Annotated in this window: 20 protein-coding genes and 1 riboswitch; of the genes, 5 read left to right on the plus strand and 15 right to left on the minus strand. The window is 39.4% G+C overall.

Features of this window, described 5'->3' with window-relative positions; translation table 11 throughout:
• The 7 genes from AC1DND_RS02050 to AC1DND_RS02080 all read right to left on the minus strand — a co-directional run.
• On the minus strand, positions 1-467 hold a 467-nt coding region (locus AC1DND_RS02050; protein ID WP_477578700.1), incomplete at its 3' end, for a substrate-binding domain-containing protein.
• 242 nt (positions 468-709) lie between these two features.
• A complete protein-coding gene (locus tag AC1DND_RS02055) occupies positions 710-1,528 on the minus strand; it encodes an energy transducer TonB (RefSeq protein ID WP_215129967.1) in 819 nt (272 codons plus the stop codon).
• A gap of 18 nt (positions 1,529-1,546) precedes the next feature.
• A complete protein-coding gene (locus AC1DND_RS02060; RefSeq protein WP_138819651.1) occupies positions 1,547-2,053 on the minus strand; it encodes an ExbD/TolR family protein in 507 nt (168 codons plus the stop codon).
• A gap of 3 nt (positions 2,054-2,056) precedes the next feature.
• Positions 2,057-2,671, minus strand: coding sequence for a biopolymer transporter ExbD (locus tag AC1DND_RS02065; RefSeq protein ID WP_477578702.1), 615 nt, complete (start codon positions 2,669-2,671; stop codon positions 2,057-2,059).
• Between the two features lie 78 nt (positions 2,672-2,749).
• Positions 2,750-3,580 carry a MotA/TolQ/ExbB proton channel family protein gene (locus AC1DND_RS02070; RefSeq protein ID WP_057931433.1) on the minus strand — a complete coding sequence of 277 codons (831 nt, stop codon included), beginning with the start codon at positions 3,578-3,580 and terminating at the stop codon, positions 2,750-2,752.
• A gap of 298 nt (positions 3,581-3,878) precedes the next feature.
• Positions 3,879-5,198: a phosphoenolpyruvate carboxykinase (ATP) gene (gene pckA, locus AC1DND_RS02075; protein ID WP_477578723.1), complete on the minus strand. Its 1,320-nt coding sequence runs from the start codon at positions 5,196-5,198 to the stop codon at positions 3,879-3,881.
• On the minus strand, positions 5,183-5,359 hold the full coding sequence (locus tag AC1DND_RS02080; protein WP_477578704.1) for a hypothetical protein: 177 nt from the start codon (positions 5,357-5,359) through the stop codon (positions 5,183-5,185). Before AC1DND_RS02080 ends, pckA begins: the two co-directional genes overlap by 16 nt.
• 1,450 nt (positions 5,360-6,809) lie before the next feature.
• On the opposite strand from AC1DND_RS02080, the gene thrA reads away from it, so the two are divergent.
• The 4 genes from thrA (at position 6,810) to thrC (ending at position 12,073) form a co-directional block, all read left to right on the plus strand.
• Positions 6,810-9,263 carry a bifunctional aspartate kinase/homoserine dehydrogenase I gene (gene thrA, locus AC1DND_RS02085; RefSeq protein WP_477578706.1) on the plus strand — a complete coding sequence of 818 codons (2,454 nt, stop codon included), beginning with the start codon at positions 6,810-6,812 and terminating at the stop codon, positions 9,261-9,263.
• Positions 9,264-9,267: 4 nt separating this feature from the next.
• Entirely contained in the window at positions 9,268-9,726 is a 459-nt protein-coding gene (locus AC1DND_RS02090) for a DinB family protein (protein ID WP_477578708.1), read from the plus strand.
• A 15-nt stretch (positions 9,727-9,741) separates the two neighbouring features.
• Positions 9,742-10,677 (plus strand): homoserine kinase, encoded by a 936-nt coding sequence (locus AC1DND_RS02095; protein WP_477578710.1) that lies wholly within the window; start codon positions 9,742-9,744, stop codon positions 10,675-10,677.
• A gap of 88 nt (positions 10,678-10,765) precedes the next feature.
• Positions 10,766-12,073: a threonine synthase gene (gene thrC, locus AC1DND_RS02100; protein WP_477578712.1), complete on the plus strand. Its 1,308-nt coding sequence runs from the start codon at positions 10,766-10,768 to the stop codon at positions 12,071-12,073.
• Between the two features lie 229 nt (positions 12,074-12,302).
• Here thrC and AC1DND_RS02105 read toward each other — a convergent pair whose 3' ends face one another.
• From AC1DND_RS02105 to AC1DND_RS02140, 8 genes are all read right to left on the minus strand, one after another.
• Positions 12,303-12,716, minus strand: a complete 414-nt coding sequence (locus tag AC1DND_RS02105) for a tail fiber domain-containing protein (RefSeq protein WP_477578714.1) — start codon at positions 12,714-12,716, stop codon at positions 12,303-12,305.
• Positions 12,717-12,791: 75 nt separating this feature from the next.
• Positions 12,792-13,094 carry a hypothetical protein gene (locus AC1DND_RS02110; protein WP_477578715.1) on the minus strand — a complete coding sequence of 101 codons (303 nt, stop codon included), beginning with the start codon at positions 13,092-13,094 and terminating at the stop codon, positions 12,792-12,794.
• Between the two features lie 45 nt (positions 13,095-13,139).
• Positions 13,140-14,531, minus strand: a complete 1,392-nt coding sequence (locus AC1DND_RS02115) for a pyridoxal phosphate-dependent decarboxylase family protein (protein ID WP_477578717.1) — start codon at positions 14,529-14,531, stop codon at positions 13,140-13,142.
• Positions 14,532-14,654: 123 nt separating this feature from the next.
• Positions 14,655-15,608 (minus strand): methylenetetrahydrofolate reductase [NAD(P)H], encoded by a 954-nt coding sequence (gene metF / locus AC1DND_RS02120; protein WP_108197393.1) that lies wholly within the window; start codon positions 15,606-15,608, stop codon positions 14,655-14,657.
• A 145-nt stretch (positions 15,609-15,753) separates the two neighbouring features.
• Positions 15,754-19,455 (minus strand): methionine synthase, encoded by a 3,702-nt coding sequence (gene metH / locus AC1DND_RS02125; protein ID WP_477578719.1) that lies wholly within the window; start codon positions 19,453-19,455, stop codon positions 15,754-15,756.
• A 133-nt stretch (positions 19,456-19,588) separates the two neighbouring features.
• Positions 19,589-19,693, minus strand: a riboswitch (SAM riboswitch).
• A 113-nt stretch (positions 19,694-19,806) separates the two neighbouring features.
• Positions 19,807-20,550 (minus strand): Bax inhibitor-1/YccA family protein, encoded by a 744-nt coding sequence (locus AC1DND_RS02130; protein ID WP_215129941.1) that lies wholly within the window; start codon positions 20,548-20,550, stop codon positions 19,807-19,809.
• 38 nt (positions 20,551-20,588) lie between these two features.
• Complete coding sequence (locus AC1DND_RS02135) at positions 20,589-21,155, minus strand: hypothetical protein (protein ID WP_057931446.1); 567 nt, start codon at positions 21,153-21,155, stop codon at positions 20,589-20,591.
• Between the two features lie 168 nt (positions 21,156-21,323).
• Positions 21,324-22,046: an N-acetylmuramic acid 6-phosphate etherase gene (locus AC1DND_RS02140; RefSeq protein ID WP_477578721.1), complete on the minus strand. Its 723-nt coding sequence runs from the start codon at positions 22,044-22,046 to the stop codon at positions 21,324-21,326.
• Between the two features lie 21 nt (positions 22,047-22,067).
• Here AC1DND_RS02140 and AC1DND_RS02145 point away from each other — a divergent pair, with 21 nt between their 5' ends.
• On the plus strand, positions 22,068-23,438 hold the full coding sequence (locus tag AC1DND_RS02145; RefSeq protein WP_477578725.1) for a S41 family peptidase: 1,371 nt from the start codon (positions 22,068-22,070) through the stop codon (positions 23,436-23,438).
• Positions 23,439-23,632 lie beyond the last annotated feature (194 nt).

Raw genomic sequence — 23,632 nt, forward strand, 5'->3', positions numbered from 1 at the left:
GTACTTGAATAAGCGTTATCAAAGACCAATTTTTTATCTGACTTCTTCCCCTGTAATATATCAATCACCTCTTTAACGTTAATTGTACTATCGATATTGCCCTGATTGGTAATTAAAGCAATACCATCAATGGCAAAACGCGAAGAGTTGATTTTAATATTACGCTGGTTATAATACTTTTCTTCTGCTTTGGTTAATAACCTTGGCAAAACAATTACCCTTACACTATCATTAAGAAAGGCAGGCAATAATTTTTCTTCAGGTTTTACCGTTGTCTGAAATTTTGCATCCGGATAATCCAAACTAAAAATATCGATCTGATCCTGAACAATCGGTCCAACACTTTCATCAACCAATATTTTTAAGGTACCGCTTGTTCTGGTTTCTTTAACTGCATTGGCTTTATTTTTGCGTTTGCAGGATACAAGTAAAGCTAGTACACAAAATATTAAAAGGAAATTTTTCATTGAGCTGATTAGTCGCGCCTTCCAAGGCTTAAAAGTCTTACAAATGCATAAATAATTAAGAAGATACCGATTGCGATGCGCCCCCATTGCGGAATAGTGCTTAATCGCAGGGCAATTGGTTCGTAAAATATAAATGCAAAGCCCAATACCACATAGAAAACGAACATGACAAGGCCTAAAATGAGCAAAAACCGCTGTTTAGGCGATTTTTGCTTAAAAATATCAAAATTTAACATCTACTATTAGTTCAATGTAAAGTTAACGTTGATGTTGTATTTTACCCTTACCGGCTTACCATTCTGGATACCTGGGTTCCAACGTGGACTAGCTTTCAATACACGGATGGCTTCTTCATCAGTTCCGCTACCCAAACCACGGGTAACTGTGATATCAGTTAATTTACCATCTTTTTCAACAACGAAAGATAAAAATACTTTACCTTGAACGTTATTTTCTTGTGCCATTGGAGGGTACTTTATTGCTTTACTTAAGTATCCATAAAACTTAGAGATACCTCCTGGGAATTCTGGTTGTTTCTCGATACTAACAAAGTCGTAAACTTTATTATCATCAACCGCAACAGCAGCTTCTCTTTTTGGTCCTTCACCTACTGGTTCAGCGATAACAATATCAGCTGTTGGATCACCTTTGATATCTCTCTGCCCTGGATCTGCTTCCTTCAATTTTTCAACCGTAGGTGGTTCATCACGAACCTCGATATCTGGTTTTACAATTGGAGGTGGCATTTTCACCTGGTCAACTTTTGGTGGAGGTGGCTCTACCGGTGGTGGTGGCGGTGTTTTAGGATCTACTGGTGGTGGTGGCGCTAAAATTACTTCTTGTGCTTTTAATTGCTCATCTTCATGATCCATTGAGCCTTTAATCAGGCTATAGATTTTAGGAGAGAAAAATAACACAATAAATATAATAGAGCCGATAATTAATGCTTTTGAGGTGTTGGCACCATTGCTTTTACGCAACTGATACGCACCGTAGGTTTTGTTTTTATCCGCAAAAACCACTTCAAGCCATTCTTTTCTGAATATATCTAACTTCGACATAACTATTGGTTTTACTGATTATAAAATTCCTTTTTCTTTCATGAACTGCTTCTCATTATCAAGGATGTTATCATCGTCGATCTGACGAACCTTAACTTTAAGAATTTCCAACTCATCCATGATGTCTACAAAGTTTTGGAATGTAGAACCTGATGTTGGTTTTACCAGTACAACAAAGTCTCCAGCAACGCCTGAGGCATCAGCTGCTTTTCTATTTTTAACAATAGCATCTTCGATTTGTGAACCAGATTCTATAGTTGGTGCGCTTTCGCCAGCTACTCCCATATACCATGCTACCTTATTGCTTTTACCCAACAAAATAGTCATTGTTTTACTTGCTTTCAGCTCCAATCTGTTCTCAGGTAACTTTTCGTTTTTATCTGGCTTTGCAATATCCATCGCTTGCGGCGTAGAGATTACTGTTGTTAAGATAAAGAATGTTACCAAAAGAAACATTAGATCCACCATCGGAGTCATATCAACCCTTGGGGTGGCTTTCTTCCCGCCTGTGTTTAATTCTGCCATTTCTTATTTCTTTTTAGCTTCAGAGTTGGTAACCAATAAAAACTTGTTTACACTTTGTTTCTGAAGTACATCAATAATCTTTTTAACTACCGGATATTCTTCTTTAGCATCACCTTTAATACTGATGCGCATATCCTGATTATTAAGCTCCTTAGTTGCTCGACGGGCATTTAACACCCAATCATTTAACTGATTGTCAGTCGAATCTGAAGGTATGCCAGGTTGTACCCCTGGTTTCATACGGTCAGCACCGTTCAAGGCAATAAGAGATTTTAAACTCTGGATCGGTACACCGAAACTCCCGATATTGGAGAAACGTTGTATTTCTAACGGAGTGAACGATATTTTATACTGTTCGCCCATTAGTTCTAATGTTTTCGCTCTCACTTTTGTACCTGCTACTTCGAAGAAAACTTTACCCTGCCCGATGGTTAATATCGCATTGTTTTCTACCGGCACCTTAAACTCATATGTAGATGAAGGTGTAGAAACGGCTAGTGGTTCTGGTTGCCTCGCTGTAGCAGTTAAGATGAAGAAAGTAAGTAACAATGACGCCACATCACACATGGCGGTCATATCTGTTACTGTACTTGTTCTTTTAACTTTAATTCTAGGCATAATATTTTTTACTAGTTTTAATAATGATGATCTTTTTTCCGGTTTTCCATAAAGCCGGTAAAAATTTTTTCAAAATTCTTATTTATGCGAACTAGCGTATGTTTGAACGATGCTGAAACCAGCTTCATCGATAGCGTAAGTTAACTTGTCAATTTTAGAAGTTAATACGTTATACATGATAATTGCCACAGTAGAAACCAAGATACCTGTTGCAGTATTGATCAACGCCTCAGAGATACCTACCGCTAATGCTGACTGATCTGGTGCACCAGAGTTTGCTAAACCGGCGAATGCACGGATCATACCTGTTACTGTACCCAATAAACCTACTAATGTACCAATTGATACCAAAGTTGCAATTACAGTTAAGTTTTGCTCTAACATTGGCATTTCTAAAGCTGTAGCTTCTTCAACCTCTTTTTGGATTGCAACGATTGATTGCTCAACATCCATATTGGTATCTGCTTCAACTTCACTGTATTTTTTCAAGCCAGATTTAATTACGTTAGCAACTGAACCTTCTTGTTTATCACACTCAGCTTTTGCTGCTTCGATGTTACCTGCGCTTAATAAACCTTGTACTTTGCGAATGAAAGTATCTAAGCTAGATTTTCCACTTGCTTTACCAATAACGATGAAACGTTCGATAGAGAATACAATTACTACTAATAGTAATCCAACTAAGATCGCTACGATAGGACCTCCTTTGTAAGCTGTTCCAAGATAGTTACCAGGTAATGGTAATTTTTCTCTGTCACCATCGATAAAGTTACTTCCTTCTCCGAATACGAATCTCCAAACACAGAATCCAATGATAATACAAATTGGAATAACGAATGTTGCAAATACATTTGAAGCACTAGAAGAGCTCTCTTTTTTAACAGTTGTTGGTTTTGGTGCGTTTGCCATTTTTTTTGAAATTTTAGTTTTAGTTCTTGTTTTTAATTTTTAGCTGTTTTTTTCTTTTGTACTACACTCAACGTTTCATATCCGAAATTGTTGCGAAAAACAAATTTATAAATTGATTTTAAATTACAAATTAATAAATCAATAAGCAATTAAATCGTTACTTAGAATTTAGTTTCGGTAAATCACCTAGGGTGTATAACAAAAAAATTGCCCCAGCCGAGGCAATTCTTTCACAATAAAAACTAAAAAAAAATCGAATTGCAAATTTTTTGCTCAAAAAATGCATTTTAAAGTGCATTTAACATAATTTTAACGCTTCGTGTCTGCTTTTTGGTACTTTTGTCAGTTCGAACTGCTTGAAATTCTCTGTAAAGGCATCCGACAGTTCGAAGGCTTTCAAAAAGTATTCTTCCTGATTGCTCCATGTTTTAGAGGGGTCTAAAATTTCGTCCGGTACCCCAGGACAATTTAACGGCATCATCAATTTAAATACGTGGTGTTGCTTATATTTATTATGATCCAAGTCTCCATTTAACGCTGCCGTAATCATCGCTCTGGTATAACTTAATTTCATCCTTTTACCTACTCCGTAAGCTCCACCGCTCCAACCCGTATTTACTAACCATACGTTTACCTGGTGTTTTTCCATCTTCTCGCCCAATAGTGCGGCATATCTAGATGGGTGCAATGGCAAGAAGGCTTTACCAAAGCAAGCCGAAAACGTTAACTGAGGTTCTGTCACCCCTGTTTCTGTTCCTGCAACCTTGGCTGTATATCCGCTCATAAAGTGGAACATGGCTTGTTCTACATTCAATTTTGAAATTGGAGGCAATACGCCAAACGCATCTGCAGTTAAGAAAAAGATATTTTTCGGAACAGCCGCTATTGATGGTAAAATCGCATTGTCAATATAATCTATAGGGTAAGCCACGCGGGTATTTTCCGTTTTACTGATATTGCTATAATCAACCTCCTTTGTACCTGGAAAAAAATTAATATTCTCCAGCAACGAGCCAAATTTGATCGCCTTAAAGATCTGAGGCTCTTTCTCTTCGGTTAAGTCTACGCATTTTGCATAGCAACCGCCTTCGAAATTAAATACAGAATCTTTACCCCAGCCATGTTCATCATCACCGATCAATCCTCTTTCGGGATCGGCAGACAAGGTGGTTTTTCCAGTCCCTGACAAGCCGAAGAATATAGCGGTATCGCCATTTTTGCCCACATTGGCCGAACAGTGCATGGATAGCGTATTCTTATATACTGGCAGGATAAAGTTTAAAACAGAAAAAATTCCTTTTTTAATTTCGCCGGTATAGCCAGTTCCCCCGATCAAAATCATTTTCCTGGTGAAATTGATGATGGAGAAGTTTTCCTGTCTGGTTCCGTCAATAGCCGGATCGGCCAAAAAACCTGGCGCAGCAATGATGGTCCACTCTGGTGTGGTCCCCAAACGATCCTCTTCAGGGCGGATAAACAAATGATGAGCAAAAAGATTCTGATAAGCAGTTTCTGTAATTACCCGAATGGATATATCGTAATCCGGGTTGGCACAGGCCGAAGAATCGCGGACATAGATTTTCTTATCTTCAAGGTAATTTGTTAGCTTATAAAACAGCCGGTATCAACCGCCAGCGCTCCTGAAGCAGCCAGCGTACCTTCTTTATTTAATAAGGCATCATCAATTAATTCCGTTGGAGATAATTGGTACTTTACAGCAATGTTTCCGCCTAGATTTAAATAGCTTAAATCTGGCGTTTGCAGTTTCTTTTTGCTCATAACAATAAGTTAGTTAGTACAGCAAAGGTAAATACTTATCTTCCACAAAAACTAGTTTTGAAGCGTAATTTTTTACATATTGTAGCAAATACACTATTATGTAAACATTTTATTTACAGATATTTACAAGCTATTTTACAAGGTAAAAAAAATTAAAAAATTACACTAAGTAAAATTTGTTAAACGGTTTTAGCTGGTCTAAACTTTTAATTGACAAGGCTTTAAGTTTATGACGGTTTGTTAAATGATTAAATATTGGCCACCCCGCCAGAGGAGCTATCGTGTGGACACATCTTTTTTAATCTAATTTGTTTTTAGTTCCTTATGCCTAAGGCGATCGTCATGCTGAATTTATTTCAGCATCTTTCCTGCTATTAACTGGCCTTGATCTCTTAAGAAGGCACAAATGTCATTTTTTTTCGCTCTTTGCCGCGGGGCATGGTAGTTTTTCGCAGATCATGTTATTTTTATTTGTGCTCAAGAATGCTAGCGCATTTTGGAGCGCCAAAGTACCCAAAGCGCTTTGTCAATCCAGCAAGGCGGCTCAGCACAATCCAAGCACATCAAAAAAACAGCGGCACTTCGTTTAATCAGTTTGTGTTTGTGTTTTCTTTGGGCTGATTGAGCCCTTCGGGGTTTGTGTTCAATTTTCCTAACATTTTGAAGCACCCTTTATGAACACAAAACCACTGCGTTTAAGGCTTGGTAGTACTATTTTTTCTTTTGTGCAACTGTTTTTTTGATTTCTCCGCCACTTGGGATTGACCGCGTTCTTCGGTAAAACCTTTGCTTTATTAAAGTTGGTTAGCAAAACGCATAAAAACCCAAACCAAAAGATGTGTCCACATGATAGGCCAAAGGAGGGGAATTATACGCTGGAAAGGTAACCAACTTAAATAGTACCACAACCCAAATTTAACTAAACCTGATAAAAGCGGCAGCTCCCGATCTCACCAACAACAAAACAGCACCACCATCGGGACTATAGCGGTTAGCAGGGCTGCCGTACCCGAAGAATTACGACAGCACCTTTTCTAATATTTAAAACCGCTTACCAACAACCCCACCCTGCGAGCAGCCCTCAAAGTGGGAATGATTTGGTTTCGGGTTCAGAAAATGCGGCTATCTTATCTAATTAAACGTTTTAATAGAAATTTCGAAATAAAAATCAAAAAACATTTGCATTTTAAAAAAATAATCTCCTACTTTACGGTGTACAAAGTACACAAAGACAAGATGAATTTTAACACTTCGATTATTACAACGATTATTATTACCACCGGTATAAACCAGCGGGGCTAATTTGTTGTAAATTGAAAAAACATAAAACACAGAAAGCGTCCCGATGAAAGTCGGGACGCTTTTTTTTTAAACCCATGCTGAATGAAACCTGTACGAGCAACCATGAATTATCCGCACAGCATCAAACAGTTAAAACCAATATAGACTAATGAAAGTACTCAAATTCGGCGGCACATCCGTAGGTTCGGCCGAGAACATTAAAACCCTCTTACGCCTGGTTGGCGAAGAAAAACAAAAGATCAGCCCGGTAGTTGTATTATCGGCAATGAGTGGTGTAACCAATTTGCTTACCGATATAGCCGAAATGGCCGAGCGTGGAGAAGATTACGATGCTCATTTAAAAGAAATCGAAGCAAAACACTTTGCTGTAATCCGCTCGCTTTTACCTGCGGCTGCACAAAACCCTGTGTTTACACGTTTAAAGATCTTTTTTAACGAATTGGAAGATCTGTTACAGGCTGTGGCCAATCTGCGCGAACTGAGCTTGCAGACCAAAGATCAGATTTTAAGTTACGGCGAACGCTGCTCTACTTTTATGATCAGCCACATTGCTTCTCAAAATTTCGGCGATGCGCTTTATGTTAACGGTTCTGACCTGATTAAAACCGACAGCAACTTCGGTCAGGCGAAAGTAGATACCGAATTGACTGAAATGCTGATCAACAATTTTTACCAGGAAAATAAAGACAAAGTACTTTTTGTTACTGGGTTTATAGCAAGCAATTCAGCAGGCAGGGTAACAACTTTAGGCCGTGGTGGCTCTGATTATACCGCAGCGGTATGGGGTGCAGCCTTAAATGCCGAAGAAATAGAGATATGGACGGATGTAAACGGCATGATGACAGCTGATCCACGCATTGTGAAAAAGGCTTTCTCGTTACCGGAATTAAGCTACACCGAAGCCATGGAACTGAGTTATTTTGGGGCGAAAGTGATCTATCCGCCAACAATGATTCCTGCTTTTATGAAGAAAATCCCGATTGTGATTAAAAACACTTTCGAACCTGATTTCGCAGGAACTTATATCAAAAGCGATGTTAAAACATCAAGTTTACCCATAAAAGGAATTTCCTCTATCGATCACATCAGCATTATTAACCTAACGGGTAGTGGTATGGTAGGTAAGGCAGGTTTTAGCGGAAGATTATTCTCACTACTTTCGCGCGAACAGATCAATGTAGTATTGATTACCCAGTCTTCATCAGAACACAGCATTACTTTCGCTGTTAAACCAACGGATGCTTCACAGGCCATTTCTCTAATCAAAAAAGAGTTCGAACTGGAGTTAGACGCTAAAAAACTAGAACTTCCGGAAGTTGAAAATAACCTTTCAGTTTTGGCCATCGTTGGCGAAAACATGAAACGTACACCAGGTATGAGCGGACGTTTGTTCAGCGCTTTAGGCCGCAACGGTATCAATGTAAGGGCTATTGCTCAGGGATCTTCAGAATACAACATTTCGGTAATCATCAGCAAAGACGATTTATCGAAAGCAGTAAATGCAGTGCACGACGCTTTCTTTACCGACCTGAAAAGAACATTAAACGTTTTCTGCCTGGGCACTGGAAACATTGGCAAAACCTTGTTTAACCAACTGAAAGAACAGATGCCTTTCTTAGCGGCGAATAACGATTTACAGGTTAAGATAACGGGCATCAGCAATACACGAAAAATGATTTTCAGCCCTGATGGCCTTTCGTTAGAAAATTGGGAAACTGAATTGAATACAAATGGCGAACAGGCAGATTTAGCGGGTTTTGTTGCCAAAATGAAAGCCCTAAACTTACCAAACTGCGTTTTTGTAGACAACACCGCTGCAGAATCACCAATAGAATTTTATCAGGGCATATTCGAAAGCAGCATTTCGGTAGTAACCTGCAATAAAAAAGGAAACTCGGCAGATTACGCCCAGTATAAATCATTTAAAGATACCGCCCGCAAATTTGGTGTAGATTTTTATTACGAAACCAATGTTGGCGCAGGCCTGCCGATTATCCGCACACTGCGCGAGCTGATGATGAGTGGTGATAAGGTAGCGCGGATTGAAGCGATTTTATCAGGAACCATTTCTTACATCTTCAATAATTTTAAAGGTGATGCCGGTTTTTACGAAACTGTAAAGGAAGCTCAGGAACTTGGTTATACTGAACCAGATCCTCGCGACGACTTGAATGGAAAAGATTTTATGCGTAAAATGCTGATCCTTGCCCGTGATGCTGGTTATCCGTTAGAAGCCAGTGATGTAAAAATCGATAACATTTTGCCAGAAGCCTGCCTAAATGCTACATCGGTTGAAGATTTCTATTCAGAATTACAGGCGAATGCAGCATACTTCGAAAATTTAAAGAATACCGCAGCCAACGATGGAAAAGTTTTGCGTTACATCGGTAAGCTTGAAAATGGAAATGTAGAAATCAGCCTGCAAATGGTTGACGACAGTCATCCTTTTTATATGCTCTCGGGAAGTGATAATATTATCTCTTTTACAACCGATCGTTACAAAACCCGCCCGTTGGTAGTAAAAGGCCCTGGTGCTGGTGCAGAAGTTACCGCTGCCGGAGTTTTTGCGGATATCATTAACGTAGGTACTTTAAATAAGTAGCAAGATGAATTCGGTTTTAGACAAAAAGAACGAGATCCTTCAGCTGGTTAATCAGGCGATGATCGATTTCGAAAATATTCCGGATGAGGCCTGGAATAATAAACCGCAGCTTTTAAAATGGTCTAAAAAGGAACTGTTGGGGCATTTGGTAGATAGTGCAGTTAATAACATCCGTCGTTTGGTTGTTGGACAATACGAACAAGGGGTTAAAATTATTTATCATCAGGATGAATGGGTAAACTACCAAAACTACCAGGAGGCAGCTATTGCGGAAGTTATAATGCTTTGGAAGTTATTAAACTATCAGATTAGCCGGGTAATTGAAAATATTCCAGAGGAAAAGCTTCAAAATACCTGCGACACAGGAAAAGGGAAAATAGAAATGCACACCCTTTCTTTTTTTATCGATGATTACTTAGTGCATTTGAAATATCATTTAAACCAAATAACGCTTAACAAATAGCTAAGCCAATTAATAATGAAAAATAGTATAAAAGTTTTCGCTCCGGCAACCGTTGCAAACGTAGTTTGTGGTTTCGATGTACTGGGTTTCGCTGTAAACGAACCTGGTGATGAAGTTGAAATGCGATTTACCGATACACCTGGTGTGGTGATCAAAAGAATTACTGGTGATGATGGCCGTTTGCCTTTAGATGCAGCGAAAAATACCGTAAGTGCCAGTGTTCAACATTATTTAAAGCATATAAACCGTTTAGATGTTGGTGTAGAAATTGAACTGCACAAGAAAATGCCTATTGGCAGTGGATTGGGCTCAAGCTCGGCCAGTACAGTAGCTGGTTTATTTGCCATTAACAAATTAATGGGCGACTTATTAACCACTAAAGAGCTGGTTCCTTTTGCCATGAAAGGCGAAGAACTTGCCTGTGGCTATGGCCATGCCGATAACGTTGCCCCTGCATTGTTGGGTGGTTTTGTACTGGTGAGAAGTTACGAACCGCTTGATGTAATTTCTTTACCTACGCCTGCCGGCATGTATGCGGCAATTGTTTATCCAGAGGTAGATGTACCGACCAAAGATGCACGCCAAATGATCCGCAGTAAAGTAGCATTAAAAGATGCGGTTACCCAGTGGGGAAATGTTGCAGGTTTAGTGAGTGGATTGTTCATGAATGATTTTGATTTAATTGGAAGGAGCATGAAAGACGTTCTGGTAGAACCAACACGTTCGATCTTGATACCTGGTTTTGAAGAAATGAGAAAACTGGCGATGGAGAACGGCGCAATCGGCTTCGGAATTTCAGGCTCAGGCCCTTCTGTTTTCGCATTAACTCAAGATGAAGAAACAGCCAGAAAAATAACAAAATCGCAACAGCAACATTTGCATAAAATAAATATTAACAGCAAAGCTTTCGTATCTCCGGTTAACGCGGAAGGACCGAGAGTAATTTCTTAAGGCTGGAAGGTAGAGGTTTTAAAGGTGGAGGGCTAAGCATCCAAAACCTTCCAACCTTCAACCTTTCAACCCTCCAACCTCATTAAAAATGAAACTATACTCAACCAACAATAAAAACTTACGTGTTTCTTTCAAAGAAGCCGTTTTTAACAGCATGCCGCAGGATAAAGGCTTATATATGCCTGTTGAAATCCCACAGCTTGACCCCGAATTCATCCAGAATATAGAAAAATATTCTCTGCCTGAAATTGCTTACAAGGTAGCTTCAACTTTATTAAAAGATGAGATCCCTTCAGATGATTTAAAAGCTTTAATTGATGATGCTATTAATTTTGAAGCACCGGCTGTTAAATTAGATAACAAAACCTTTGTGCTCGAATTGTTCCACGGTCCATCTTTGGCCTTTAAAGATTTTGGCGCCCGTTTTATGAGTCGTGTGATGGCTTACTTCTTAAAAGACGGCGAACAACTTTTAGATGTTCTGGTTGCTACTTCTGGCGATACCGGTGGCGCAGTAGCTTTGGGTTTCTTGGGTGTGCCGAACACCAGAGTAACTATTCTTTACCCTGAGGGGAAAGTGAGCCCGATACAGGAACTGCAGTTAACCACCAACGGCGAAAACATCAGAGCTGTTGAAGTTAAAGGTACTTTTGATGACTGCCAGGCTTTGGTTAAACAAGCTTTTGCAGATGATGAGTTGAATGCGAAATTTAGATTGACTTCTGCCAATTCGATTAATATTTCGCGATTAATTCCGCAAACATTTTATTATTTCAATACTTACGCCCAGCTGAAAAAGCAAGGTTTTAAAGACGTGGTGTTTTCAGTACCAAGTGGAAATTTCGGAAATATTGGCGCAGGTTTACTGGCCTATAAATTAGGATTACCCGTTAAGCAGTTTATCGCTGCTACTAATGTTAACGATACCGTTCCGCGCTTTTTAGAGAGTGGCGTATATGAAGCGAAACCATCTACACAAACCTACTCGAACGCGATGGATGTAGGGGCACCAAGCAATTGGGTACGCATTATGGATCTTTTTAATCAGGATGTAGAAGCCATCAAAAAGGTGGTTACCTCTTATCGTTTTACTGATGATGAAACATTGGAAGGGATCAAAGAAATTGACAGCAAGTTAAACTATGTAGCTTGTCCGCATACCGCGATTGCCTATTTAGCAGTTGAAAAATACAGGAACGAAAATCCTGCAGACCAAAGTGCCGCAGTTTTCTTATCTACGGCACACGCTTGTAAGTTCCCTGATATTTTCCCTGCAGATATTGCAGCTRAAATCGAAATCCCTGAACAGGTAAAAGCTTTGGAAAGTAAACCAAAACATGCAGATCAGTTAGATGTGGATTTTGAAGGATTTAAAAGTTATTTGCTTAAAGGATAATAAGTATACATTGTTATTTCGAAGTCTGATCATTGTCAACTTGATTGGGAATCCTAATGCAAGTAACAGGCATTAAGATTCCCGCCTGCGCGGGAATGACGTATCTATAAAACAATGTTCCTATTTCATACTTCTCTATGCATTCCTTTTTAAGCACATCGAACAGTAAATACCGAAATACAAAGTAAACAGAGAATAAAAAAATCCCGACTTTCATCGGGATTCATTTTTACTTAGTGTTTTGCGATTTTAGTGTTTTCAGCTCGCGCTGTAGTGCTTCAATCTGCTGCTGTTGTTCCTTTATACTGGCGACCAAAAGCGGGACTAAACTCTCATAATCTACCTTGGTAATAGTAGCATTTTTAAAAGCATTTTTGCCTGATGCATAACTTTTTGCCTGTACAGAAACAATTTCAGGAAAAGCTATTTTAGCGTCAGCTCCTACAAAACCATACTGTGGTTTAGCAGATAACTTCAGTTTTTCGGCCCAGGCTTTATCATAACTAAAACTTACAGGCTGCAACTTAGTAACCTGATTTAGGGCATTTTCTACTGGTTTAACATTGTTCTGCACAACTTCTTGTGCACTGATTTTTAAAGCGGCAGCGACTAACAGCACTGCAAATGAAATTGCTCGTTTCATATATATTATTTGTAATTTTTAAAATAGAGAATTGGTTCCGTTTTTGCGAAACGGTTTAAACATTAAAGAATATGCTTATACAGAAGGTGGCGGCGTTAAAACCTCAGGGAAGTAGGCCAATTGAAGACAATAATCAGGAATAAGCACCTTTTTTGAAGTTTGAAGTGGGAAATATAACGCTCCATGAAACGCGATTTGCTGCACCGCATATTCAGTTTCTACTTTCTTTTCTTCTTTCTCTGTTGCGTCATCGTTTGTAGATAAAACTTCAACATTATTGGTAGAATAGTTTAAATACGAAACCGCATCACTTACTTTTAAGAAAAAAGCTATCGCAATGCAGGCAATAAGTACATATTTAAGGCCATCTAATTTCATTAGTGCAAAGATAAACGCTACAGCATTAAAACAATAATTTTAAGGTTAAAGTTCTGTAAGAATTTCAAGCATAGCTGTAGTAGCCAACTCAACATCAGCGGCTGAGGTCCGCCAGTTTACAAAAGCAGCACGTATTCCTTTCTTCCCGTTATAAAATGTAGGGGTCATAAAAACTTTTCCGCCCGCGTTTAACTTATTCAGGAATGTTGCAACTAAACTTTCATCTGTCAACGAAAAACAAACGGTATTTAGACGTACGGGTGCCAATAACTCGAAGTTTGGATTTTCATTAATAAAACAGGCAAACTGTAAGGCCACCTCAACATTAGTTTCTACAATTTCCTGATAACCTTGTTTTCCATAGCTTGTTAAGGTAAACCATGCAGGTAAGGTCTTTAAACGGCGGGAATTTTCTGGCAAAAAATTTAAGTAACTGAAATTTTCCATCGGATTGCCCAAATAAGCTGCATTAGAATTCTGAAAGGTTTCTACCTGTAACAATTGGTGTTTTTCTTTCACGAAAAATACTGCGTTTTCATAGGGTACATTTAGCCATTTGTGGCAATCAACCGTAATACTGTCGGCATGCTCCCATCCTTTAACAAAATGATTATATTTAGGCGAACAAGCGGCAAAGCCGCCAAAGGCTGCATCGATATGCCACCAGAAATTATATTTTTCTTTTAAGGCATTAATGGCTTCAAAATCATCAAAATCAACCGTATTTACTGTTCCGGCACTTGAGATTAAAATGAAAGGTTCGCCATTTAAGGCTTGTATTTTTAGTTCAAGGTCGGCAACATCTAGCGCTTCGCGGTTGCCCTGCATTACGTTTACCTGAATAAAATTGCCACTACCCAAGCCAAGCATCGATAAGGATTTTATGGCTGATGAGTGCGGTGTAGCCGACAATACATTTACCTTACCTGATATACCTTCTCTGGCAAAATCTTTTCCAAATTGTTTGCCAATCCATTGCCTTGCAACAGCTAGGCAGGTAAAATTAGATAAGGTTGCTCCGGTTACAAAACCACCGAAAAAATCCTTGGGCAGGTTAAACAACGAAAGTAATAACTGGATGGTTTCGAGTTCGATGATAGCCGAAACGTCGCCGTTACCTTTTGCGCTTTGTGTGTTTTGATCGTAGATAGTCGACAGCCAATCGCCAGCAATGGCAGCAGGAGTTGTTCCACCGGTTACAAAGCCCCAGTATCTTGGCCCAGATGAGGCCACCATAATAGGCTCGAAGCGTTGATTAAATTGTTTTAAGGCTTCAAGTGTACCAAAACCTTGCTCGCATAAATCCCAGACAATCTCTACTTCAGCAGAACTGGTTGTAGGCCGTTCATGAATTTGGTTTAAATAATCTATTCCCTGTTGTTTAACTTCTGTCAGTATGGCATCGAGGTTTTGTTGGTCGATATTTAGATTATTCATGATGATAATTTAAGTAACAAAAAAAATACGTCATTGCGAGGCACGAAGCAATCTTAAAGCGCTAGGTTAATTAGCGATCGTTGTAGGATTGCTTCGTGCCTCGCAATGACGACGCTTTTTAGACTAAAAAATAGCCTTAGCAATCTTTTTGGTTTGCTCTGGGCGGCCCATGGTGTAAAAGTGTAACACCGGGGCACCAAAATCAATCAATTCTTTACATTGTTTAATCATGGCTTCAGTACCAATTTCTTTTGCCTCATTATTATTTTTAGCGTGCGATAGCGCATCCGTTAACTCATCAGGCAAATCGATGTGAAATATTTTAGGCAGCACATTTAACTGAGACAAGGTACTTATAGGCTTCAAGCCTGGTATAATTGGAATATTGATATCGTTTTCCCTGCATTTTTTTACAAAATCGAAATACTTCTGGTTATCGAAAAACATCTGCGTAACAATAAACTCTGCTCCTGCTTCAACCTTCTTTTTCAGGTATTTGAAATCGGTACTCATGTTAGGCGCTTCGAAATGTTTTTCCGGATAGCCAGCCACGCCGATACAGAAATCACTTTTAAAGGTTTCTACATCTTCGTGCAAAAATTTACCTTCGTTATGGTTCTTGATGTGCTCGATCAAATCTGTAGCATAACAGTGTCCGCCGGGAGTTGGCACGAAATTCCCATCTGCCTTACGGGCATCGCCACGCAAAGCCAAAACGTTATCAATACCCAAGAACTGTAAATCGATCAATGCATTTTCGGTTTCTTCTTTGGTAAATCCACCGCAAATGAGATGCGGAACGGCATCTACTTTATATTTATGGATAATGGCCGCACAAATGGCAATGGTTCCGGGACGCTTACGATAAGATACCTTTTGTAGCAAACCATTCGCCTGTTCTTTATAAATGTAATCCTCGCGGAGCGAAGTTACATCAATAAAAGGAGGATTAAACTCTAATAATGGCTCTATCGCATCATAAATCCATTGTATACTTTGCCCTTTAATAGGCGGCAATAATTCAAAAGAGAACAAGGTTTTACCCTTTGCGTTTTTTATATGGTCTGTAATCTTCATAACCTATTTTTGGGTGTCATGCTGAGTGCTAACGAAGCATCTCTAACATTGTAGCAGTTCTTATTTCTGATGACTGCAAACATCAAAATTATATGTTCTTCGGTTTGAGATCCTTCTATTCACTCAGGACGACAAATCGAAAATATTAATAAGCTAAATTTGGACTTAACCACCGCTCCACTTCTTCAACCGGCATATTCTTTCTGATGGCGTAATCTTCAATCTGATCTTTGGTAATTTTTCCTAATCCAAAATACCTTGAATCGGGATGCGCGAAATAAAACCCACTTACCGCTGCTGTTGGATACATGGCATAACTTTCGGTTAAGTGTAACCCTATTTTATTCTCCGCATCAAGCAATTGGAATAAAGTTCCTTTTTCGGTGTGTTCCGGACAGGCAGGATAACCTGGCGCGGGACGGATACCTGCGTATTCTTCTTTAATCAATTCCTGATTGCTCAGATTTTCATCTTGTGCATAACCCCAGTATTCTTTACGTACACGTTCGTGCAAGCGTTCTGCGAAAGCTTCAGCTAAACGATCGGCCAATGCTTTAGCCATGATACTATTGTAATCATCGTAATTCGATTCGAACTCATTTACCAGGTCATCAATCCCGATACCTGCGGTTACGGCAAAACCACCAAAATAATCCTGAATACCACTTTCTTTCGGTGCAATGAAATCAGATAAAGCATAATAAGGCTGCCCATCTACTTTTTCGGCCTGCTGGCGGAGGGTATGGATAGTTACCAGTTTGGAGTTCTCAGTTTTCAGTTCTGAGTCATTTGACAGCTGATCACTGGCAACTGTCAACTGAATATCGTCTCCAACCGCATTAGCTGGCCAGAAACCGATTACGGCTCTTGCTGTTAACAGTTTTTCGTCGAGGATGCGTTTTAATAAAGTTTGTGCATCATCAAAAAGTTTCTTTGCCTCATCCCCTACATTTTTATCATCGAAAATTTTCGGATAACTGCCACGGAGCTCCCAGGTATGGAAAAACGGCGTCCAATCGATATAGGGAACCAGTTCTTCTAAGGGATAGTTATCGAAAACCCTTGTGCCTGTAAATTCCGGAACGGGTAGGTTGGGCTGAAAATCAATCTTAAATTTATTTGCACGTGCCTCTTCTAAGGTTTTAAAACGTTTATCCGATCGCTTATTTAAATGCGCTTCGCGTGCTTTATCATATTCGGCCCTGATACCTGCCACATAATCGTCTTTTGTTTCAGGATTCATCAAGGTGCTGCAAACGGTAACACTTCTGGAAGCATCCAATACGTGGATAGCAGGTCCTGAATAATTTGGCGCTACTTTTACAGCAGCATGGATTCTTGAAGTAGTGGCCCCACCGATAATTAAGGGAATGGTAAAACCTTCGCGCTCCATTTCTTTGGCAAAGTGAACCATTTCATCCAATGATGGTGTAATCAATCCACTTAAACCAATAATATCGGCTTTTATTTCTTTGGCTTTTTTGATGATTTCCTGCGCAGGAACCATCACGCCCATGTCAACAATTTCGAAGTTATTACAAGCCAATACTACACCCACAATATTTTTTCCAATATCATGCACATCGCCTTTTACGGTGGCCATTAAAACTCTTCCTGCAGATGAACTTTGATCCTGATCGGGATTATCCAGCTTTTCCTGTTCGATAAATGGCAATAAATAGGCTACGGCTTTTTTCATTACCCTTGCCGATTTTACCACTTGTGGCAAGAACATTTTTCCGGCACCGAATAAATCACCCACAATGTTCATCCCATCCATCAACGGTCCTTCGATTACCTGAATCGGGCGGGCATATTTTTGTCTGGCTTCTTCCACATCATCATCCAGGTATTCTACAATTCCCTTTACTAAAGAATGAGATAATCGCTCTTCAACAGAACCTTTTCTCCACTCTTCATCTTTAACTACCTCTTTACCTTTCGATTTTACGGTATCGGCATATTCTACCAAACGCTCTGTAGCATCGTCTCTTCGGTTTAAGAGTACATCCTCCACCCTTTCTAACAATTCGGGTGGAATTTCCTGATAAACTTCTAGCATCCCTGCATTTACGATCCCCATATCTAACCCAGCCTGAATGGCGTGATAAAGAAATGCGGAGTGCATTGCTTCGCGAACGGTATTATTTCCCCTGAAAGAGAAAGAAATATTAGAAACCCCTCCGCTCACTTTAGCATGAGGTAGGTTTTCTTTAATCCACCGTGTGGCATTTATAAAATCGACAGCATAATTATTATGTTCTTCTAATCCGGTTGCAACAGTTAAAATGTTCGGATCGAAAATAATATCCTCTGGCGGGAAACCAATTTCGTGCACCAGAATATCGTAACTTCTTTTACAGATTTCTTTTCTGCGCTCATAATTATCGGCCTGTCCTTGCTCATCAAAAGCCATTACTACTACCGCAGCACCGTATTGCATAATTTTGCGTGCACTTTCGCGGAATTTCTCCTCCCCTTCTTTTAGTGAAATAGAGTTTACAATTCCTTTTCCCTGCAAACATTTTAAGCCATTTTCAATAACCGACCATTTGGATGAATCGACCATGATGGGCAATTTGGCAATATCAGGTTCGGAGGCAATGAGATTTAAGAATTTGGTCATTGCTGCTTCCGAATCCAACATCCCCTCATCCATATTCACATCAATTACCTGCGCACCACCTTCAACCTGTTGCAGAGCAACGGCCAGTGCGGCTTCATAATCTCCACCTAAAATCAGTTTAGAGAATTTGGGAGATCCGGTAATATTTGTTCTTTCACCAATATTTACAAAAATGCTTTCTGGGGTGATGGTTACAGGCTCAAGCCCACTTAAACGCATGTAAGGCTCCAATACAGGTATTTTACGGGGTTCTGCTTTTCGGGCATTTTTGGCAATACAGCCAATGTGCTCTGGCGTGGTACCACAACAGCCGCCTACAATATTCACAAAACCAGAGGCAATAAAATCGTCAACTAAATGTGCCGTTTCATGCGGCTGTTCATCATAAGCACCAAACTCGTTTGGTAAACCTGCATTTGGATAGGCCGAAACATAACAGCCAGCTTTTGCAGCAAGCTCCTCAATATGCGGACGCATTTCTTTAGCACCCAAAGCACAGTTAAAACCGATACTTAACGGTTTTGCATGCATTACAGAGTTTAAGAAAGCTTCGGCAGTTTGACCTGAAAGTGTTCTTCCAGAGGCATCGGTAATGGTACCAGAAATCATAATCTCCAGTTTACGGCCAATTACCTCTTCATATTTTTTAATGGCTACAATAGCCACTTTAGCATTTAAAGTATCGAAAATGGTTTCGATTAATAATACATCAGAACCACCATCTACCAAACCACGCACCTGCTCATAATAAGCGGCTTCGAGCTCATCAAAATAAACTGCCCTAAAACCAGGATCGTTTACATTCGGCGACATGGAAAGGGTACGGTTGGTTGGGCCAATAGCACCGGCCACAAAACATTTACGGCCTGGATTTGCAGCCATGAACACGTTTACAGCTTCTTTTGCCACCCGCGCGCCCTCAAAACTCATTTCGTAAGAAAGGTCTTCCATCTGGTAGTCGGCCATGGAAATGCRCTGTGTACTGAACGTATTGGTTTCGATAATATCGGCACCAGCGGCCAGGTACTCCAGGTGTATTGTTTTAATAATATCCGGACGTGTGATGTTGAGCAAATCATTATTGCCTTTTACATCACAGGGATGGTTTTTAAATCGCTCCCCTCTAAAATCTTCTTCGGTTAAGGTATATCGCTGAATCATGGTACCCATTGCACCATCAATCACCAAAATACGTTTTTCTAATTCTTCTCTTATGCTCATTCTTGTTGTAAGATTTGAGATATGAGATATCAGATATGAGAGTGGATAAGACACAATGTCTCAAATCTCAAATCTATGGTCTCAAGTCTCTAAAAGGCTTATTTAAAAAGTTGGTACGTGAATCGTAATCCTAAACTTATCTGTTTCCGCTATTTGCAGAATAGAATTTAGCACCTTGTATGGTTACAGGTTGCTAAGACTTCGTTGGGTCTAATCCCTCCGTCTTTCTTAATAAGCATACAAAAATGCAACAAAGCAACATCAATTCCAAAATTTATCGCTTTGCTACCAAATAAAATTACAAAGGCCATGCAATTCTGCACGGCCTTAAGAATATTGTTCTGTTAATGACTATTTTCTGCTTCCGAAAATACGAAGTAAGAAAAGGAAGATATTGATGAAATCTAAATATAAATTCAAAGCAGCCATTATTGCCAGTTTTTTAGTGTCTGCTTCTGGAATTGCTTCTCCACTCTCCTGAATTCCCATCCCAATTCTTTTAATTTTCTGCACATCATAAGCCGTTAACGCAGTAAATACCGCAATACCTACAAAAGCCATAATCAGGCTAAATTGTTCGCTTTTAATAAACATGTTAAGAATGCTCGCAATAAATAATCCCGCAACACCTACCATTAAGATAGGGCCGAACTTACTGAGATCAATATTAGTGGTATAGCCCATAAATGCCATAATACCGAAAATACCCGCAGCCGCAGCGAAACAGGTAATTATAGACGCCCCGGTATAAATTAAGAGAATAAAGCTTAAACTTACTCCTAATAAAATAGAGAAAAGCACAAAAACGCCTAATAGTGCACCATAAGATAATTTGTTAAAACCCGCGCCCATTAATAAAACTAATCCAAGTGGTGCAAACATGGCTACGTAACCTAAAGCAGTTCTTCTGCCGGTTTCAAAATCGATTAACGATCTTAATGCACTTTCACTGTTAGAAATATAAAAGGCAGAAAGCGTAGATAATAACAATGCCACGAACATCCACAAGAAAACGTTTGCAAAGAATTTTTTAGAAACAGATCTTTCCTGTACAAAAACACTGTCTTTTTGATATTGATAATTTTGTTGTTCCATTTTAAATTTTGTGTATTTAACTATATAAAAATAAATATTTAGTTTAATCTTTTTGTCAGCAATTCTTCAACTTTTTTAAAGAACTGTAAAGGTTTTAATGTGCGCCATGGCAGATTGTCAAATGCACCGCCAAAGTTAATGTAATAATCGATGTTATTATCGCGAAACTCGGTGATTACGTGTTCCTGAAAATTAACTCCAACAATCCAGCCATCTTCTACTTCCTGAAACCACTCTTCGTAATAACTGTCATCAGAGGCATGAAAATTCAGTATATTTTCACCGATCAGGATAAATTTATTAATGCCTTCATCCATCATCAGCTCTAAAATATCGCGTTTCAGCAGCATAATATCGTTGTTAATGGCATCGTTCCATTCTCCTATAAATTCTATAACGGCATAACTGCGATCATAATCGGCGTATAACACCTTCATGTATAAGGTATTCGAACCAAACTCGTCCCATTGCGGGTGCAGTAAAAAATTGTAAATCTGCTTATCGAAGTAAAGTTCTGAATATTCGGTATTGTAAAATGGCGAACGCTCATCTTCTGCCGAAATATAATCATCTCTCCACTGGTAATAAGGCTCAATTTCGTGCATATACTTTAATTATTGAATAATTGAATTTTGAATGAGTGACTAGATAAGTTATTGAATGATTGAGTTTTGAATGAGTGAATGTTAAGATCGTTTCTACATCCTATCCTTCAATCATTCTTTCATTCACTAATTCATTTTCATTCAATCCTTCTATCCTTCTCTCATTTCTTAGTGTCCTGCTTCAACTGCTTTACGTACACTTCCGTAACGGGTTAACAACTCAGCTGCTTCATCGTAACCTATATTTAGTTCATCGGCCACCATTTGTGTACCGCGGTCTACCAGTTTATGGTTGGTTAACTGCATATCGACCATTTTATTGCCAACTACACGCCCCAACTGAACCATAACGGTAGTGCTTAACATGTTTAACACCATTTTTTGAGCCGTACCAGATTTCATACGGGTAGAGCCGGTTACAAACTCAGGGCCAACCACCACTTCAACCGGAAAATCCGATTCTGCAGCAATAGGTCCGCCGGTATTACAAACGATGCAACCTGTTAAAATACCATGCTTACGTGCCGTGTTTAATCCGCCGATTACATATGGCGTAGTACCTGACGCTGCCAGACCAACCAAACAATCTTTCTCGTTAATTTCAAATTCCTGAAGATCTTTCCAGGCTTGTTCGGCGTCATCTTCAGCAAATTCTACCGCTCTTCTAATGGCTGTATCTCCACCGGCAATAATTCCAACAACCCAATCAAAAGGAACACCGTATGTAGGTGGGCATTCTGATGCGTCTACTACACCTAAACGACCACTGGTACCCGCACCTATATAAAAGAGACGGCCACCTTTTTTCATTCGCTCGGCCACTGCCGATGTTAATTTTTCGATCTGAGGCAAAGATATTTCAACTGTGATATCAATACCGATTCGCTTCAAAACTTACCCATAGATAGCGTTCTGCACCAACTCGATCCACATAGTGTTTACCTGCCACCAACCGATGCGCAGGATATGACCGATAACCTGGAAGGGAACTTTGAGGGTGTGGGCATAGAATATTATATGCTTAACGATACCATGATGGTTACCGGCGTGGTTAAAGATGGCCCAGCTTACCAGGCGGGGATAAAATTGGGCGATAAAATCCTAAGTATCGATACGGCAGTTGTAAGTGGAAGAAATTTACCAAAAGACCAACTTACGGGCCGTTTTAAAGGCAGATCTGGAACAGGTGTTAGCGTGGTGCTTTTACATCCAGGCACACCGCAAAGTAACCGCATTATGGTTACACGAGGCAAAGTAAACATCAGCAGTATTGATGCAGCTTATATGATCAATAACGAAACAGGTTATGTACGGATCAGCAAGTTTGGCGCTAATACCGATAACGACTTTTCTGTTGCAGCCAATAACCTGAAAGCAAGGGGCATGAAAAAACTGATTCTTGATTTGCGTGACAATGGAGGTGGTTATTTTACTGCTGCTACAGGTTTGGCCGATCAGTTTTTAGCCGAGAACAAACTTATTGTATATACACAGGGTAAACATGAGCCACGTACCGATTATTTTTCTACGGGCACTGGCGCTTTTCAAAATGGCAAACTGGCTATCCTGATTAATGAAAATACCGCTTCGGCCAGCGAAATTGTAGCTGGAGCCATCCAGGATCTGGGACGCGGAATTATTGTTGGCCGCCGTTCTTTTGGCAAAGGTTTGGTACAAGAGCAGTTTGCTTTTGGCGACGGTTCTGCATTGAACTTAACCATCGCTAGATATTACACACCATCTGGTCGCAGTATCCAAAAATCGTATAAAAAAGGTTACGACGCCTACAAACATGAATTAGACGAGCGTATGATGGACGGAGAGCTTACCGGAGACCGGACCTCTTTTCAAGATTCTATTGAGAAAACAGAAGGCGTAAATATTCAGCCCAACAGAAAAGTTAAACCGATTGGCGGTATCCAGCCAGATGTATTTGTAAAATTAGACACAAGTGGCTACAATAAGTTTTACAGCAATTTAGTGAGCAAAAAAGTGCTTTCTGATTATGTATTTAATGTACTTACCAATAAGTATAGTGCCAGTTTTGTTGAGCAGAATATCAATATCTTTACTATAAATGATAACGACTTTAAAGACTTTATCGGGTATCTTCAACGCAAAAATGTAGCGATAGACCGTTTTCAATTGTATAATTCGAAAAATGTGATCTTGAATGATTTAAAAGCTTTGCTTTGCCGTTATTATCTAGGCGACGTAGGTTATTACAAGGCTGCAAACCAAACCGACAACGCCGTAAGACAAGCGCTACTTAACCTTCAATAGCCATATTTTATATTTCATGGCACCTCAATCTAGGCGCTAAAAAGAATTTTAATTTTACAAAAATAGAATATTTCAGCATAATGTTCTTAATTAATCACAAATAATAATACTATATTTTGTTTTATTAATTTTGCCAGCAAATCATATCTTATGGAAGCGAGCAAATTAAAGGAAAAAGATCAACAGGTATTAAA

The sequence above is a fragment of the Pedobacter sp. 01N416 genome, assembly GCF_056399685.1.